This is a genomic window from Streptomyces sp. NPDC059696 (assembly GCF_042733745.1).
GTDB lineage: Bacteria > Actinomycetota > Actinomycetes > Streptomycetales > Streptomycetaceae > Streptomyces.
In genome coordinates this window covers 322463-338148 of record NZ_JBHWFG010000001.1, presented here as the reverse complement: position 1 = coordinate 338148, position 15686 = coordinate 322463, and the positions used below count along the sequence as shown (strand labels likewise).

The 15686-nt window shown below is 72.0% G+C and carries 14 protein-coding genes; 4 read left to right on the top strand and 10 right to left on the bottom strand.

What is annotated here, in order from left to right; genetic code table 11:
* Window positions 1-32 precede the first annotated feature (32 nt).
* Entirely contained in the window at window positions 33-2189 is a 2157-nt protein-coding gene (locus tag ACFV20_RS01555; protein WP_385651096.1) for an ABC transporter family substrate-binding protein, read from the bottom strand.
* Window positions 2190-2477: 288 nt separating this feature from the next.
* On the opposite strand from ACFV20_RS01555, the gene ACFV20_RS01550 reads away from it, so the two are divergent.
* The 4 genes from ACFV20_RS01550 to ACFV20_RS01535 are packed head-to-tail and all read left to right on the top strand — an operon-like array spanning window position 2478 to window position 6394.
* Window positions 2478-2768, top strand: coding sequence for a hypothetical protein (locus ACFV20_RS01550; RefSeq protein WP_053671702.1), 291 nt, complete (start codon window positions 2478-2480; stop codon window positions 2766-2768).
* 57 nt (window positions 2769-2825) lie between these two features.
* Entirely contained in the window at window positions 2826-3662 is an 837-nt protein-coding gene (locus tag ACFV20_RS01545; RefSeq protein ID WP_385651093.1) for a hypothetical protein, read from the top strand.
* Between the two features lie 18 nt (window positions 3663-3680).
* Complete coding sequence (locus ACFV20_RS01540) at window positions 3681-5621, top strand: fumarate reductase/succinate dehydrogenase flavoprotein subunit (RefSeq protein WP_385651090.1); 1941 nt, start codon at window positions 3681-3683, stop codon at window positions 5619-5621.
* On the top strand, window positions 5618-6394 hold the full coding sequence (locus ACFV20_RS01535; RefSeq protein ID WP_385651089.1) for a succinate dehydrogenase/fumarate reductase iron-sulfur subunit: 777 nt from the start codon (window positions 5618-5620) through the stop codon (window positions 6392-6394). The genes ACFV20_RS01540 and ACFV20_RS01535 overlap by 4 nt, the downstream gene beginning before the upstream one ends.
* Here the strand turns inward: ACFV20_RS01535 and ACFV20_RS01530 are convergent.
* The 9 genes from ACFV20_RS01530 to tgmA all read right to left on the bottom strand — a co-directional run bounded on the left by ACFV20_RS01530 (window position 6383) and on the right by tgmA (window position 15564).
* Entirely contained in the window at window positions 6383-7627 is a 1245-nt protein-coding gene (locus ACFV20_RS01530; RefSeq protein WP_385651086.1) for a hypothetical protein, read from the bottom strand. The two genes, ACFV20_RS01535 and ACFV20_RS01530, sit on opposite strands and share 12 nt — an antisense overlap.
* A 70-nt stretch (window positions 7628-7697) precedes the next feature.
* Entirely contained in the window at window positions 7698-10334 is a 2637-nt protein-coding gene (locus ACFV20_RS01525) for a SpoIIE family protein phosphatase (protein ID WP_385651085.1), read from the bottom strand.
* 252 nt (window positions 10335-10586) lie between these two features.
* Complete coding sequence (locus ACFV20_RS01520) at window positions 10587-11018, bottom strand: ATP-binding protein (RefSeq protein ID WP_385651082.1); 432 nt, start codon at window positions 11016-11018, stop codon at window positions 10587-10589.
* Window positions 11019-11154: 136 nt separating this feature from the next.
* Window positions 11155-11610 (bottom strand): (deoxy)nucleoside triphosphate pyrophosphohydrolase, encoded by a 456-nt coding sequence (locus ACFV20_RS01515; RefSeq protein ID WP_385651079.1) that lies wholly within the window; start codon window positions 11608-11610, stop codon window positions 11155-11157.
* A gap of 62 nt (window positions 11611-11672) precedes the next feature.
* Window positions 11673-11867, bottom strand: coding sequence for an SPOR domain-containing protein (locus ACFV20_RS01510; protein ID WP_385651077.1), 195 nt, complete (start codon window positions 11865-11867; stop codon window positions 11673-11675).
* Between the two features lie 338 nt (window positions 11868-12205).
* Window positions 12206-12958 (bottom strand): GntR family transcriptional regulator, encoded by a 753-nt coding sequence (locus tag ACFV20_RS01505; protein ID WP_385651074.1) that lies wholly within the window; start codon window positions 12956-12958, stop codon window positions 12206-12208.
* Between the two features lie 147 nt (window positions 12959-13105).
* Window positions 13106-14254 (bottom strand): DUF4190 domain-containing protein, encoded by a 1149-nt coding sequence (locus ACFV20_RS01500; RefSeq protein WP_385651072.1) that lies wholly within the window; start codon window positions 14252-14254, stop codon window positions 13106-13108.
* A 172-nt stretch (window positions 14255-14426) separates the two neighbouring features.
* Window positions 14427-15359: an ATP-grasp ribosomal peptide maturase gene (gene tgmB / locus ACFV20_RS01495; protein WP_385651070.1), complete on the bottom strand. Its 933-nt coding sequence runs from the start codon at window positions 15357-15359 to the stop codon at window positions 14427-14429.
* A 13-nt stretch (window positions 15360-15372) separates the two neighbouring features.
* Complete coding sequence (gene tgmA, locus ACFV20_RS01490) at window positions 15373-15564, bottom strand: putative ATP-grasp-modified RiPP (protein ID WP_366712030.1); 192 nt, start codon at window positions 15562-15564, stop codon at window positions 15373-15375.
* Window positions 15565-15686: the final 122 nt, after the last annotated feature.

Below are 15686 nucleotides of genomic sequence, written 5' to 3'. Positions count from 1 at the left end.
ATGGACGGCAAGGCGTTTGAGCGTTCCCAGAGCTACGGGGCCTTCGAGCCCTTCGCCGAGGGCCCCGACGCCGCCTTCGCGCCCTTCTTCAGGAAGCCCATGTCCTCGTAGACCGGCGTGCCGAAACCGAAGGCGCCGGCGTTGACGAGGTTCTTGCGGGCCGCCAGCAGCTGGGGGCGCTGGAAGAGGGGGATGGAGCCGGCCGCCGCCCAGATCCGGGAGTCGGCCTTGCGGATCAGGGAGCGGGACTCGCCCTCGTCGAGGGTGGCCACGGCCTCGTCGAAGAGCTGGTCGACCTGGTCGGTGCCGACGCGGGTGTAGTTCTGCTCGACGTTCAGCGAGCCGTCGGCGGCCGGGACGGGCTTGGCGTAGACGGGCCGGGCGTCGGTGGCGGGGAAGGCCGTGGCGGGCCAGGAGTACAGGGCGAGGTCGTACTGGCCGGAGGCGATGTGGTCCTTGAAGTAGGACTCGTCGGAGACCTTGGAGATCGCGGTGGTGATGCCGACGCGCTCCAGCATGCGGGAGATGCGCTCGGCGACCGTGCGCAGCGTCTGGGAGCCGGGCCCGGAGGGGAGCACGAAGCGCAGCGTGAGGGGCTTGCCGTTCTTGGCGAGCGGAGCGGACTCCTGGTTCGCCGGGGCGGCGGTGCCCTGGGGGGCGTACGCCCCGGGGGCGCCGCCCTGGTGCGCGGGCACGTGCTGCTTGCCGTCCTGGGCGAGGTGCCCGGCCGGGTCGGGCCCGCGGCGGGCCTTGTCGTCCTGGTCGGTGTCACCGGCCTTGCCGCCCTCGGGACCGGCCGCCTTCTCCTTCTCCTTCTCCTTCTCCTTCTCCTTGATCGGGCCGCCGCGTACCCACCCGGCGTCCGCGAGCAGCGCCTGGGCCTCCTCGGTGTCCTGGTCGCCGAGGGCGCCGCTGTTGTCGGCGTAGGCGGCCTGGCCGGACAGGGCGAGGTGGCTGCCGACCGGGACGGCGGGCAGGCCCAGGGGTTTGAGGACGGTCCGGGCGAGATCCTTGCGGTCCAGGGCGCGGGCGACGGCCCTGCGGACGCGCTCGTCGGTGAGCGGGCCCTCGGCGCCGTTCAGGGCGAGCTGGGTGTAGGCGGGCTCCAGGGACTTGCGGACCTCGAAGCCGCTGAGGGCCTGCTGCTGCCGGGCGTACGCGGCGGCCGCCCTGCGCAGCTTCTCGCGGGCGACGGTCTCCTCGTCCGCGGCCTCCTCGTCGGAGCCGTTGGCGCGGGCCCAGGACTCCAGGGAGTCCGCGGCGGACCGGTCGGCGCCGGGGCCCATCAGGGGGCTGGCGGAGCTCTGCGGGCGGGCGGCGACGGTGATGCGGCGGGCCGCGGTGGGGTCGATCTCGGCCAGGTCGAGGGTGCCCGCGGCCAGCTCGGCGGCCCGCTTGTCGCGCGGGACGGTGCGCAGCACGATCTCGGAGAGCTTGGCGGGCTCGCCCCACCAGCGCGGGTTGCGGGCGAGGGTGACCTCGTCGTCCTTGCGGTCCACCTTCTTCACCATGAAGGGCCCGGCGCTGACCTGGAGCTTGTTGCGGGCCCCGTCGTTGAAGGAGTCCGGGGTGCCCATGACGTCCTTCGGGTACAGCGGGGAGAACAGCGAGCGCCAGTCGGCGTAGGGGCGGCTGAAGGTGACCCGGACCTCCAGGGCGTTGTCGCCGCGCTCGATCTTCTGGATGCGGTCGTAGCCGGCGTTGCGGGCGGTCCAGTAGGCGGTGTCCTTGCCGGACAGGGCGCGCCACTGGGCGGCGAAGTCGGCGGCGCCGATCTCCCGGCCGTCGCTCCACACGGCCTGCTGGTTGAGCTTGTAGAGGACGACCTGCTTGGGCTCGGTGTCGACGACCTTGGCGGACTCCAGGTAGTCCGGGTTGCGCTCGGGGCGGCCGGAGGCGTCCATGCGGAACATCGACGGCAGGACGGCCTGGGCGACACGGGTGGTGGTGGCGTCGGCGTCGGACTGGAACGTGTTCAGCGTGTCGGGTACGGAGTCGGCGGCCCAGCGCAGGGTGCCGCCGTCGGTGATCCGGTCGCGCGGGGCGGGCTGGATGTCCTGCCCGGCGAGCGGCTTTCCGGACGGGTCGTCGGAGCCGCATCCGGCGAGCGCGGGCACCGCGAGCACGCCCGCGGTGAGGAAAGCGACCGAGCGCGTGACCGCGCGCGGGCCGACGCCGTGCTGGGACATCTGTGCTACCTCCGGGGAGCCGCGGGCGTTATGATCACTTTTGGCGGTATTTGGCGTTCATCTGATGTATGCGGCCACTGAAGAGGAAAGGGTTCGGCAACACAGGGCGACACGGCGGTCACGGGCGGGAAGTCACCCGTGCGGCGCAACGCACCGCACAGTGCACCCGCACACCTCGGCCAATCGATGCACATCCCTTCACAGCACAAGGTGTGACGCGCAACACTCGCAGGCGCATGAGCGTTGCCGCCTTGGGCCATGAAGGACCCGCGGAAGTGAGGGCAAGTCATGTCCGTTCACGACGAACTGATGTCGGTCCAGCGCAGTCTCGACGAGGTGTTCCGCTCGCTGGGGCGGCTGGAGAAGCAGCTCGGCACCGGTGGCCTGGAGATGCGCCGCGTCCGTGCCGACGCCAACCACCTGCGCGAGAGCGTCGCCCTGCTGCGCGACGCGGCCGCGTCACCGGCCGCGCCGACCCGCCCCGAGCTGGTCACCATCTCGGACACGCCGTACGACTCCGCCCTGTGGAGCGACTCGGACGACGAGGGGCTCGGCGCCCGGGACCGGCGCGCTCCCTGACCCGGGGAGGAGTCGAGCGCGACCGGCACCTCCCCCGAACCCGACCGGAGTCGTCACGTGGCCACTGGTACGGAACCCCCTGCCACCGAACCCAGACCTGAGAGCGGCGGTGTGCGGGGTGGTACGCGCGCCGCGATCGCCGCCCCGCACCTGCGCACCGACCGCTGGTGGCTGGCCCCGGCCGGCACCGCCGCGGGCCTGCTCGCCTTCATCGTCTACTCGACCTGGCGGGCCTTCGCCAACACCGACTACTACGCGGCGCCCTACGTCTCGCCCTTCTACTCCCCGTGCCTGGCGGAGAACTGCGAGCCGATGCGGTCCGGCCCGAACTGGGAGCTCTTCGGAAGCTGGTGGGGCATCTCCCCCGCGATCATCATCCTGATCTTCCCGCTCGGCTTCCGCCTGACCTGCTACTACTACCGCAAGGCCTACTACCGGGGCTTCTGGGCGTCCCCGCCGGCCTGCGCGGTGGCCGAGCCGCACAAGAAGTACACCGGCGAGACCCGCTTCCCGCTGATCCTGCAGAACATCCACCGGTACTTCTTCTACGCCGCGCTCGTGGTCGCCGGGATCCTGACCTACGACACCGTGCTCGCCTTCCGCGACGAGACCTACGCCTGGGGCCACATGGGGCTCGGCACGCTCGTGTTCCTGGTCAACATCGTGCTGATCTGGGCGTACACGATCTCCTGCCACTCCTGCCGGCACATCGTCGGCGGCAAGCTCAAGCACTTCTCCCGGCATCCCGTGCGCTACCGGATGTGGCAGTGGGCGGGGAAGCTCAACGCCCGGCACATGCAGCTCGCCTGGGCGTCGCTGGTGAGCGTGGCGCTCGCCGACTTCTACGTCTACCTGGTCGCGTCGGGCGCCTTCGACGATCCGCGCTTCTTCTAGAGGGATGGGGACCGACTGATGTCCGTGGTCGACCGGCAGGAGTGGGACGTCGTCGTGGTGGGCGCGGGCGGCGCGGGCCTGCGCGCCGCCATCGAGGCCCGTGAGCGCGGTGCCCGTACGGCCGTGATCTGCAAGTCGCTGTTCGGCAAGGCGCACACGGTGATGGCCGAGGGCGGCATCGCGGCGGCGATGGCCAACGCCAACGAGAACGACTCCTGGCAGGTGCACTTCCGCGACACCCTGCGCGGCGGCAAGTTCCTCAACCAGTGGCGGATGGCCGAACTGCACGCCCAGGAGGCACCGCAGCGGGTGTGGGAGCTGGAGACCTGGGGGGCGCTGTTCGACCGCACCAAGGACGGCCGGATCTCCCAGCGCAACTTCGGCGGCCACGAGTACCCGCGCCTCGCCCACGTCGGCGACCGCACGGGCCTGGAGCTGATCCGCACCCTCCAGCAGAAGATCGTCTCCCTGCAGCAGGAGGACTTCCGTGAGACCGGCGACTACGAGGCCCGGCTGAAGGTCTTCCAGGAGTGCACGGTCACCCGTGTCCTCAAGGAGGACGGGAGGGTCTCCGGCGTCTTCGCCTACGAGCGCGAGTCGGGCCGCTTCTTCGTGCTGGAGGCACCCGCCGTGGTGATCGCCACCGGCGGCATCGGCAAGTCCTTCAAGGTGACGTCGAACTCGTGGGAGTACACCGGCGACGGCCACGCCCTGGCCCTCCTCGCGGGCGCTCCCCTGCTGAACATGGAGTTCGTGCAGTTCCACCCGACCGGCATGGTCTGGCCGCCGTCGGTGAAGGGCATCCTCGTCACCGAGTCGGTGCGCGGCGACGGCGGTGTGCTGCGCAACTCCGACGGCAAGCGGTTCATGTTCGACTACATCCCCGACGTCTTCAAGGACAAGTACGCCGAGACGGAGGAGGAGGGCGACCGCTGGTACAACGACCCGGACCACAACCGCCGCCCGCCCGAGCTGCTCCCCCGTGACGAGGTCGCGCGGGCCATCAACGCCGAGGTGAAGGAGGGGCGCGGCTCCCCGCACGGCGGCGTGTTCCTCGACGTGTCGACGCGGATGCCCGCCGAGGTCATCAAGCGCCGGCTGCCGTCGATGTACCACCAGTTCAAGGAGCTGGCGGACGTCGACATCACGGCCGAGGCCATGGAGGTCGGGCCCACCTGCCACTACGTGATGGGCGGGGTCGCGGTCGATTCCGACACGGCGGCGGCACGCGGGGTGCCGGGTCTGTACGCCGCCGGTGAGGTGGCCGGCGGCATGCACGGCTCCAACCGGCTCGGCGGCAACTCCCTGTCCGACCTGCTGGTCTTCGGGCGCCGGGCGGGCCGGCACGCCGCCGAGTACGCGGCGGGCCTGGCCGGGGCGCGGCCCGCCGTGGACGACGTCCAGATCGACGCGGCGGCGGCGGAGGCGCTGCGGCCCTTCTCGGCCGAGGCGGAGACCGAGGAGCCGATGGGCGGCCCGCCGGAGAACCCGTACACCCTCCACCAGGAACTCCAGCAGACGATGAACGACCTGGTCGGCATCATCCGCCGCGCGCCGGAGATGGAGCAGGCCCTGGAGAAGCTGGCCGAACTGCGGCTGCGGGCCCGCCGGGCCGGGGTCGAGGGGCACCGGCAGTTCAACCCGGGCTGGCACCTCGCCCTGGATCTCAGGAACATGCTGCTGGTCAGCGAGTGCGTGGCGCGGGCCGCACTGGAGCGCACCGAGTCGCGCGGCGGTCACACGCGTGAGGACCACCCCGGGATGGACCGCGCGTGGCGGCGGATCACTCTGCTGTGCGCGCTCACCGACCCCACGGGCGGGCTGGCGGCGACGGACCCCGTCCGCGGCCAGATCGCCCTCACCCGCGAGACCACCGAACCCGTCCGTGCCGACCTGCTCGCCCTGTTCGACAAGGAGGAGCTGGTCAAGTACCTCTCCGAAGAGGAGCTCTACGAATGAGCGGCTATACGGCCCACTTCAAGGTGTGGCGCGGGGACGTGAGCGGCGGCGGCCTGGAGGACTTCCAGGTCGAGGTCAACGACGGCGAGGTGGTGCTCGACATCATCCACCGCCTCCAGGCCACCCAGGCGCCCGACCTCGCCGTGCGCTGGAACTGCAAGGCCGGCAAGTGCGGTTCCTGCTCGGCGGAGATCAACGGCCGCCCGCGGCTGATGTGCATGACGCGCATGTCGGTGTTCGACCGCGAGGAGACCATCACGGTGACGCCGCTGCGGGCGTTCCCGGTCATTCGCGACCTGGTCACCGACGTCGGTTTCAACTACACCAAGGCCAGGGAGGTCCCGGCCTTCGTGCCGCCGGCCGGGGTCGCTCCCGGCGAGTACCGGATGATGCAGGAGGACGTGGACCGCTCGCAGGAGTTCCGCAAGTGCATCGAGTGCTTCCTGTGCCAGGACACCTGCCATGTGGTGCGTGACCACGAGGAGAACAAGCAGGCGTTCGCCGGGCCGCGTTTCCTGATGCGGGTGGCGGAGCTGGACATGCACCCGCTGGACGCGGCGTCGGAGGCGGGCCTGGACCGCAAGACCACCGCCCAGGACGAACACGGCCTGGGGTACTGCAACATCACCAAGTGCTGCACGGAGGTCTGCCCGGAGGGCATCAAGATCACGGACAACGCGCTGATCCCCCTGAAGGAGCGGGCGGTGGACCGCAAGTACGACCCGCTGGTGTGGCTCGGCTCGAAGATCCGCAGGCGCTCCTCAGCAGGCTGAACACCCGCTGACCCAGCCCTCCTCGTACGCTCGCCAGTTCTCCTCGGTCGCGGTGTGGTCGATGTACAGCGCGACACCGAAGCGGGCCCGGTCCGCGTCCGTGCGGGACAGCCCGAGGCGGACGCCCCGGACCGCCGCGGGCACCGTCTCGGCATGGCCCCAGTGGCTGACGTCGTTCTCCCAGTAGAAGGGCAGGCCCATCAGCAGGTCGGTGGAGCGCGGGGTGACCTCCAGGGCGAGGGAGGTCTGCTGGGCGACGTAGCCGCCGTAGGTGCTCTCCAGGGGCTGCGCGGTGTCGTACGTCATCACGGCGATCTGGTCGACGCGGCGGGCGACCTGGCCGAAGAACCGCTGTGACCACCACTTGGGATGGCCGGTGAGGCCGCCCCGCAGGGTGTGGAGGCCGGGGAGCGGGTCGATCTGGTGGGCGGCGACGGAGAGCAGGGCGCCCCGGTAGCGGGTCTCGCGGCGCAGGGCGTCGAGGAGACGCAGGTAGTTCCGGTCGCCGGAGTGCAGGGGTTCCAGGTCGAGGTGGACACCCGCGTAGCCGAGGTCCAGGATCCGGCGGGTGGAGCGCAGGACGGCGGCGCGTGTCGCCGGGTCCTCCAGCCGCATGCCCTCGTCGCTCTCGGTGGCGACGACGTCCCCGAGGAAGGCCTGGACGCGGACGCCGGGGATTCTGTCGCGCACGGCGTCGACGAACCAGCGCGCCCGGGGGTGGACCGACGCGGGGAGCGTGCCGTCGTGTTCCAGCGGCCCCGAGTGGACGTACAGGTCGCGGACGCCGGTGTCGCGCAGGCGGCCGGCCAGGGCGGTGACGTCGGCGTCCTTCTTGCGCCCGTCGACCCAGGCGTGGCCCAGCCAGAGGGCGTCCCGGCCCCGGCTGTGGGTGCCGTCGGCCGGATCGCCCATGTAGGTGATCCTCAGGGCCGTCAGAGCGGCGAGGAACGGGAGAAGGAGGAGCAGCAGAAGGCCGACGGCCGTGCGTCTGAGCCGGCGCCGGCGTCTCACACCGCCCTTCCGGGCGGGCACGGACTCCTCTTGCGGCGGTGAGGAGTGCTCACCGGCCGACGGTGAGGCGTTCTCACCGGCCGGTGATAAGGAGTGCTCACCGGCCGGTGATAAGGAGTGCTCACCGGCCGGCGGTGAGGCGTTCTCACGGGCCGTCGGCGAGGAGTGCTCACCGACCGTCGGTGAGGCGTTCTCACCGACCGCGCCTTCCGTGCGGTCCATGCCTTCTCCCCCCGGGTGGTGCGGTTGATGTTGCCGGGGAGGACGATCGGTACCTGTGTTCGGTTGCGGGTCAGAACAGGCTCAGCAGCGCCTCCGCCGGATCCGTGAGACTCGTGTCGCCGCCCGGCAGGGGCAGTTCGAACCAGACCGTCTTGCCCCGGGGAGTGCGGCGGGAGCCCCACGCGGCGCTGAGGAGGCCGACCAGCTGGAGGCCGCGGCCACCCTCGTCGGTGTCGCGGGCCCGGCGGCGGCGGGGCTGGACGAGGCCGGAGTCCCAGACCTCGCAGACCAGGGTGCGGTCGAGCAGCAGACGCAGCCGGATCTCGCCCTCGCCGTAGCGCAGGGCGTTGGTGACCAGTTCGCTCACCAGGAGCTCCGTGGTGTCGACCAGGGGCTCCATGTCCCAGGCGAGCAGCTGGGCACGCGCGTACTCGCGGGCCCGGCCCACGCTGCGCGGCTCACGCGGCAGGGTCCAGTCGCCGACGGACTCGGTGGGCAGCCCCTGGACACGTGCCATCAGCAGCGCGATGTCGTCCTCGCCGTGGTGGGTGTCGAGGGTGTTGAGGACGTGGTCGCAGACGTCCTCCAGCGGCTGGGTCGGGTCGGCGAGGGCGCTCACGAAGGCCTGGAGGCCCTCGTCCAGGGGGTGGTCGCGGCTTTCGACCAGGCCGTCCGTGTAGAGCGCGAGCAGGGCCCCCTCGGGCAGTTCGACCTCGACCTCCTCGAAGGGCTCCCCGCCGACGCCGAGCGGCATGCCCGGCGGTACGTCGAGCATCAGCGCCTGCTCGCCCGGCTCGACCAGGACGGGCGGCAGATGGCCGGCGTTGGCGAAGGTGCAGCGCCGGGTGACCGAGTCGTAGACGGCGTAGACGCAGGTGGCGAGGTACACCTCCGACAGGTCCGCCTCGCGGGGGCGGCGGGCCGCCCGGGTCGCCTGCTGCACTCCTCCGGGGGCGCCGAGGCCGCGGGCGATCTCGTCCAGCTGGGAGAGCACCTCGGCCGGTTCCAGGTCGAGCTGGGCCAGGGTACGGACCGCCGTGCGCAGTTCGCCCATGGCGACGGCGGCGCGCAGGCCGCGGCCCATCACGTCGCCGACGACCAACGCGGTGCGGTGCCCGGGCAGTTCTATGACGTCGAACCAGTCGCCGCCGACCTCGCTGGGCCGGCCGGTGTTGACGTTGCCGGGCAGGTAGCGGCAGGCGATGTCCAGGCCGGAGGCCTCCGGGTCGCCGGGCGGGAGCAGGGACCGCTGCAGTATCAACGCCCGTTCGTGCTCACGGCGGTAGAGGCGGGCGTTGTCGATGCAGACCGCGGCCCTGGCGGCCAGTTCCACGGCGAGGTCGCGGTCCCGGTCGCCGAACGGCTCGCTGCCCTTGGTCCGGGCGAACTGCACCAGCCCGACGACGGTGTCGTGGGCGACCATCGGCACGGCGAGCGTGGACTGCACGAGCCCGCCGTCCTCGCCGGGGACGGTCTGGGGCCGGGCGGTGCGCAGGGCGTCCGCGCAGGGCGAGTTGAACGGGTAGTGGTGGACCGCGCCGACCGCGACGGGCACACCGGTGCCGGCGAACGGCGCGTCGGAGACGGCACTGGCGAAGGCCACGCGGCGCAACTCGGCGCTGCCGTCGGCGAGCCCGGGCGGTGTCTCGTCACCGGCCAGCAGGCCCTGGTAGAGGTCGACCGTGGCCAGGTCGCAGAAGCCGGGGACGACGACGTCGAGGAGCTGACGGGCCGTGGTCTCCAGGTCGAGGGAGTTGCCGATGCGCGCACCGGCCTCGTTCAGCAGGGCCAGATTGCGCCGGGCGGCGGCGGCCTCGCGTGCGGCGGCACGGCGGGCGGTGATGTCGATCCCGAGCCAGGCGATGCCGATGGGCCGGCCCGAACCGCTGTGGACGCGGTAGAGGTTGACGGACCAGTGGCGACGCTCGTCGGACCCCGGCACGAAGCCGGTGACGTGCATGTCGGTGATCGAACTGCCGGTCTCCAGCACCCGCCGCAGGGTCGCCGCGACCCGGTCGGCCTCACCGCGCTGGAGGTAGTCGTGCACGCCCTTGCCGCGGTGGTCGTCGACGTCACCGCCGAAGATGGACGCGAACCGCTGGTTGACGCGGCGGACCCGCAGGTCCGTGTCGATCAGGAGGAAACCGAAGGGCGATTGACTGAAAATGGCCTGCGAGGCGGCGAGGTCGGTCTCGATGCTGCGCAGGGTGCGCACGTCGACGACGATGCAGACGGCGGCCTTCTCGCCGTCCTCGGTGCGCGTCGGCATGACGTACACCTCGGCGAGCCCCTCGTGCCCGCGCTCCCCCTCGACGCCCTTCGGCATTCGGAAGGGCACCACGCCGGTCCACTCGCGGCCGTCCAGGATCTCGGCCATCTTGCGCATACCGCGCTCGTGGTGACGCGGATCGATGAACGCCTCGATGGGATCCATGCCCACGGCGCGGTCGGCGGGGATGCCGAAGAGGTGCTCGGCGCGCAGGCTCCACTGGTCCACCAGCCCGTCGGGACCGATGGAGAAGGAGGCGACCTTGATGTAGTCGTAGATGGAACCGGGGGGACTGCTCTGCCACATGGCGTCCCCGGATCGCACCCCGTCGGCGGCGAGCGCGCCTCCCACCGCGGAGGCCAGGCCGTCGGCAGGCCTCGGCCTCGCGCCCTCCGACGGGTCCTCGGACTCCGTGGACTTCGCTGGTATCTCGCTCACGCGAACCGTCCCCTCCAGCTCACCGCGTCCGGCACCGGTCACCGGGGGCGGCTGCCCGCAGTATCCAGCACTACGGTGCCGCACAACACGGTGTTCACGATCACAGCACGGTCCCGATGGTTTTCGGTCCGGACCGTGACAACACTTCCAGTCTTCTAACCAGGGGACACGGCGTCGAACCCCTCGCACCGGCAACCGCCACTGGCCTGAACCGCGCCCTCTACAGCGGCGGGTTGTACGTACACCGGATTTTCACTCCGGCACCGCGAGTTCGAACCACACCGTCTTGCCCGTGGCGCCGGGTCTGGTACCCCAGCGGCGGGACGCGGACGCCACCAGATGCAGTCCGCGGCCGCTCTCGTCCTCCGGGCGGGCGGCGCGTTCGCGGGGCGGGTCCGGCAGCGGGTCCGACACCTCCACCAGGAGGGCGCCGTCCAGGCCGGAGTGGCGCACCAGGCGCACCCCGATGGGGCCCGTGGCGTGTCGCAGGGCGTTGGTGACCAGCTCGCTGACCAGCAGTGCCGCGAGGTCCGCGAGGCTGTCGAGGCCCCAGTCGCGCAGTCGGCCGCGCACGGCCTGGCGGGCGCTGCGCACGGCGCCCGGTTCGGCGGGAAAGGTCCAGTCGGCGCAGTCGTCCTCGGTGTCGATCACGCCGATCACTTCCCAGGCAGGAGCCTCACCCATGTCCGGTTTCATGGGGTTAATGGGCACATACCCGATATTCGGGTTGGAGTACCGCGCGAGGCAGCGCGCTGTGGCACGAAAGGCGTACAGGGCGTACGCACTGCACTCCGATAGGGCCGCGCGCCCCCGGCGGGCTTCAGGCGCCGGGCTCGTCCGCCACACCGGAACGCGGGCCGCGCGAGGCCGCACCGCCGGCCGCTCCCAGGTGGGCGAGGGTCTGACGCACCGCCGGGACGTCCTGGTCGAGCCAGGGCACGTCCCAGATCTCGTCGGGGCGGAGCCAGCGCAGCTCGTCGTGGTCCTGGAGGGGGCGGGGAGCGGCTGAGCCGGGCCGCAGCCGGGCGGTCCACACATGCAGGACGTACGGCGCCCTCAGGGGCCACTCCCCCGGGACGCGGTCGCTCACCTCGGCGTCGACGCCGAGTTCCTCGCGCAGCTCCCGCGCGAGCGCCGCGTCGGCCGTCTCGCCGGGCTCGACCTTGCCACCGGGCAGCTCCCAGCGCCCGGCCAGCTCGGCGGGCGCGCTGCGCCGGGCGGCCAGCAGCCGCCCGTCCTCGACCAGGGCCGCCCCTACGACGATCCGCTCACTCATGCGGGGAGCCTACGGGAGCCTCGCCGGTCTCCGGGGTCCCGCCCCGGACGCTCCCGCGGGGGTCAGTCGTGGGCCACGGCCGGGCCGTTCCGGCCGAGCCTCTCGACCCAGTACAGCTGCTTGTGGCCGCGACCGTCGAGGCTGTCCGCGATCTTCTGGGCCTCGGCCCGGGTCGCGTACCGGCCCACGCGGTAGCGGTTGCCGTTGTCGTCCTCCCGTATCACGAGCCAGGGCAGAGCGACCGTGCTGTCGTTCATCGCGCCCCTCCTCTTCCCACCCGCGGCCTGCGCCGTACCCCACCCGCCAAGGAAACCGCAATGCGCATATGCCCGAGCGTACGCCTAACCTTCACGGAGCGAATACGGGTTTTCACGAAGAGGTACGCAACCGGCCAGGACGCGGGGGCGCACGCCGGTGAACGCGCCGCCCGAGCACACCGAGGCAGCCTGTCGCGGGGATACCGCATACATGAGCGGCGACCTGCGCGAACGACGGCCGGGTGGAGCCGCGCACCACCCCGGACCGCGATGCTCCGGGCGGTGATCGTGTGAACGGGGCGCGCGGGGAGTGCGCCGCGGGCGGATGGGAGCGGCCGCTACTTGACCGGAAGGTGGTAGGCGACCCGGTACCGATCGGCCGGAATGACCACGTCGGCCGTCTCCACCGGCCGGCCGGAGGCGTAGAACGTGCGCTGGACGACCAGCACCACATGTCCCGGGACGCCGCCCAGGACGAGCAGTTCCTCGGCGAGGCCGGGACGGGCGCCGACCTCCTCGGTGACGTTGTCCACGATCACGTCGATGGCGCGCATCCGCTCGACGACGCCCATGCCGCCGACGGGCCCCTCCTCCGGCAGCATCACGGGCGTACGACCCGTCACGGCGAGGGGCTCCCAGGACGTGGAGAGCATCATCGCCTCGCCGCCCTCGCGGTAGAGGTACTTCGTGCGCATGACCCGCTCGCCCGGCTCGATGTCCAGCCTGCCGGCGACCGCGACACTCGCCTCGGACTGCTCGCTGCTGGACTCCCAGGTGCCGTGCCCCTCGCCGTCGGCCTGCTCCTGGCGGAACGGGGTGGCCCCGCCGGTCGGGCGGTAGCCGGAGCGGGAGATACGCCGGGGCACGGGGCGCTCGCGCACATAGGTGCCCGAGCCGGAGCGGCCCTCGACCAGGCCTTCCGCCATGAGCACCTTGCGGGCCTCCAGCGCGACCGTGTCCGAGACGCCGTACTCCTGGCGGATTCTGGCCTGGGAGGGGAGGCGGGTGTGCGGGGGCAGCCGACCGTCGACGATCTTCTTGCGGAGATCACCCGCGACACGCAGGTACGCCGGCTGCTCACCGAATGTCACTGGCCGCTCCCATCAGGTTGTACAGACAGCAACAGCGTGGCAACCGTAGGTTGTGTGGTGCAAGCAAAGGCCAGAGAATCACTCGATGTGATGACATGAGGGCCCTGAGGGCTTTACGCAGGCACTTTCTCCCCGCTATGGCCGCCGTCACACCTGCGCGGCGGCGTCTTCCTTCCCGCCCTGCCCGGGGGCGGGCGGGGTCGTCGCCAGGCCGAGGGCCTTGCGCGCCGTGACGGTCGCCGGTCCGTCCACCGCCCCGGACGCCCTGTCGTAGTGCGCGTGGTACGTCTCCGCGTCCCCGGCGGTGCTCGCCCTGTGCCATTCCGTCCGGGCGTCCTCCAGGTCCGCGACCAGGTCGGCGACGGGGGTACGGGCACCGGCCCGCCAGGAGTGCCCGCGCAGGGCCTCGATCTGCTCGCCGAGCACGTCGTGGACCTGCGTGGCCCAGGCGCGGTGGGCGGCGAGGTCGTCCTCGGGGCTCTTGCCGGGCTCCTCGTAGAGGGCCGCGTCCAGGGCGTTGGCCGTCGACAGGAAGACGACCTGGTCGGTGTCCAGCGTCGTGGGGTCGCCGCGCAGGGAGCCGGTCAGTCCGGCCGTCTCCTCGGCGCTGCCGAAGAGACAGGTGATCGCGCGGTCGCCGTAGCGCCAGCTCTCCCGGGACGGCATCAGGTAGTACACCTCGACGTCGGCCGGCATCGCCCAGGTGTCCATCGCGTACTGGTCCTGGAGGGCGTAGCACTTCTCGTCGGCGAGGTCGGTGATCCTCGCGTCCCCCGGGAAGGCGCCGCCGGGCAGCGTGACGACCGCGAAGACCTCGCCGTCGTGCCGGCCCGCGCAGGGCACCCGGTCGACGTCGTAGGTGTCGCCCTCCAGTCCGCCGGGCGCGTCGAAGCAGTCGCCCTTGCCCAGCGACAGGCTCTCGTTGCCCCGGGCGCTGTCCTTGAGCCCCTCCCACGCCGTGGACGCGGCCCCGCTGGACAGCACCACCGTCCACAGCACGATCCAGACGGTCGACAGCACGGCCCCGGCGATCGCCATGCCCCGGCCGCTCTGCCCGGTCCGCCGGATCTGCCGCAGCGCGATCAGCCCCGGCACGATTGCCGCCGCGGGCAGGAAGCAGAGCACTCCGAGGACCAGGGCGACCACGGCGAGCGCGTTGACGGAGACGGGTGCGCCGTGGGGGCGGCCGGCGGAGCCGTAGGGACCGTGCGGCGGGGCTGCCGGGGGCCGGTTCGCCGGAGGTGGGCCGAACGGGTCCCGGAACGGCTCGCTCCCGGGGGGCGGTGGTACGGACACGGCTACGGCGCTCCTGGGTGAGGCGGTGAAAGAGCGGCCGTCCGCGACCGACGTACGGCTGGGCGCATCGTAAGCGGGCCGTACCTCGGCCGTCGCGCCCGCCCGTGCCCCGTCGGCAGGCCTGCGCTCACGCCCGCACCAGGGGCCGTCGGCGCGCCGGCGCCGACGGGGGTCAGCCCCGGGCGGGCCGGGCCAGCCACCGGGCCACCGCTTCCGAGATCGGCTGCCCGGTCTCCAGTTCCACGAAGCCGAACTGGCCGCCCTGGTTGCATTCCAGGAACCACCAGAAGCCGTCCTCGTCCTCGGCGAAGTCGAAGGCGGCGTAGGCCAGTCCCGCCAGGTCGACGTAGTCGTGCACCGACTTGCGGATGCGGTCGGGCACCGGCACCGGCTCCCAGGTGTGCGGGGTGTCGCCGTAGCGGCCGTCCACCTGGTCCGGCTCGGCCTTCTTGCGTGCCGCGAACAGCCGGCTGCCGACACAGGTCAGGCGGACGTCCGCGTGCTTGGGGACGTACCGCTGGAGCAGCGCGGGGCCGGCCGCGACGCCCGAGAAGTCCGCGTCGGGCCCGATGAGGGTGGTGGGCAGGGCCATCGCGGGCTCGCCGGGCGGCGGCCCGGAGGCGGACTTCACCACCACCTCCCCGTACTCCTCGGCGAACTGCCGTGCCAGCCGCGGGACGGTGGTGACGACCGTCGGCGGCACGGCGAAGCCGCTGACGTGGGCGGTTCTCAGCTGCCACGGTTTCAGCCGGGCCCGCTCGGCCTCGCGCGGGTGGTTCATCCAGCGCGCGGAGGCCGAGTAGAGCATGCCGAAGAGGGCCTGGCGCGTCTCGGCGGTCAGCCACGCGGAGGGTTCGTCCGCGTGCGCGGCGGGCTCGCCGGGCCTGCGCACCCACACGGAGCGCAGGCCCCCCATGCTGACCACGTGACCGTTGGCCGACAGCAGGCCCTCGAAGTCGCCGTGCGCGAAGCGGGCGGACAGCAGGGTGTTGACGGGCAGGTCCGCGGGGTCGAGGCGCATGACCGGCACCGCCGCGTCGTGCAGTCTGGTGACGACCATGTCGGCGGTGACGTCGTCCCTGGACGTGAGGATCAGTACGGTCATGCGGTCACGGGGTTCAGTCGTCGAAGTGGGTCTTGGAGCCGGCGGTGGACGCCGTCGTCCCGACCGCCAGGAGGAGGTCCGGGTCGCTGACCGCCGGGCGGCCGTCGGGGAGCACGTTCAGCTGGAGCGAGTCGTCGAAGCGGTAGGGCGGCACCGCCGTCGGAAGTGACGTGGGCCGCGCGTAGTTGAGGGTGAACGGTCGCACTCGAAGCCTCCGGGTTCGCGTACTGCCCGCGTGCGGTGCCGCGCGCGTGCCCCGCACAGGAGTCACTCATCACGCCTCATCCACATCACCGGCAACACTGCGTCCAATTCCTTCACTACTTA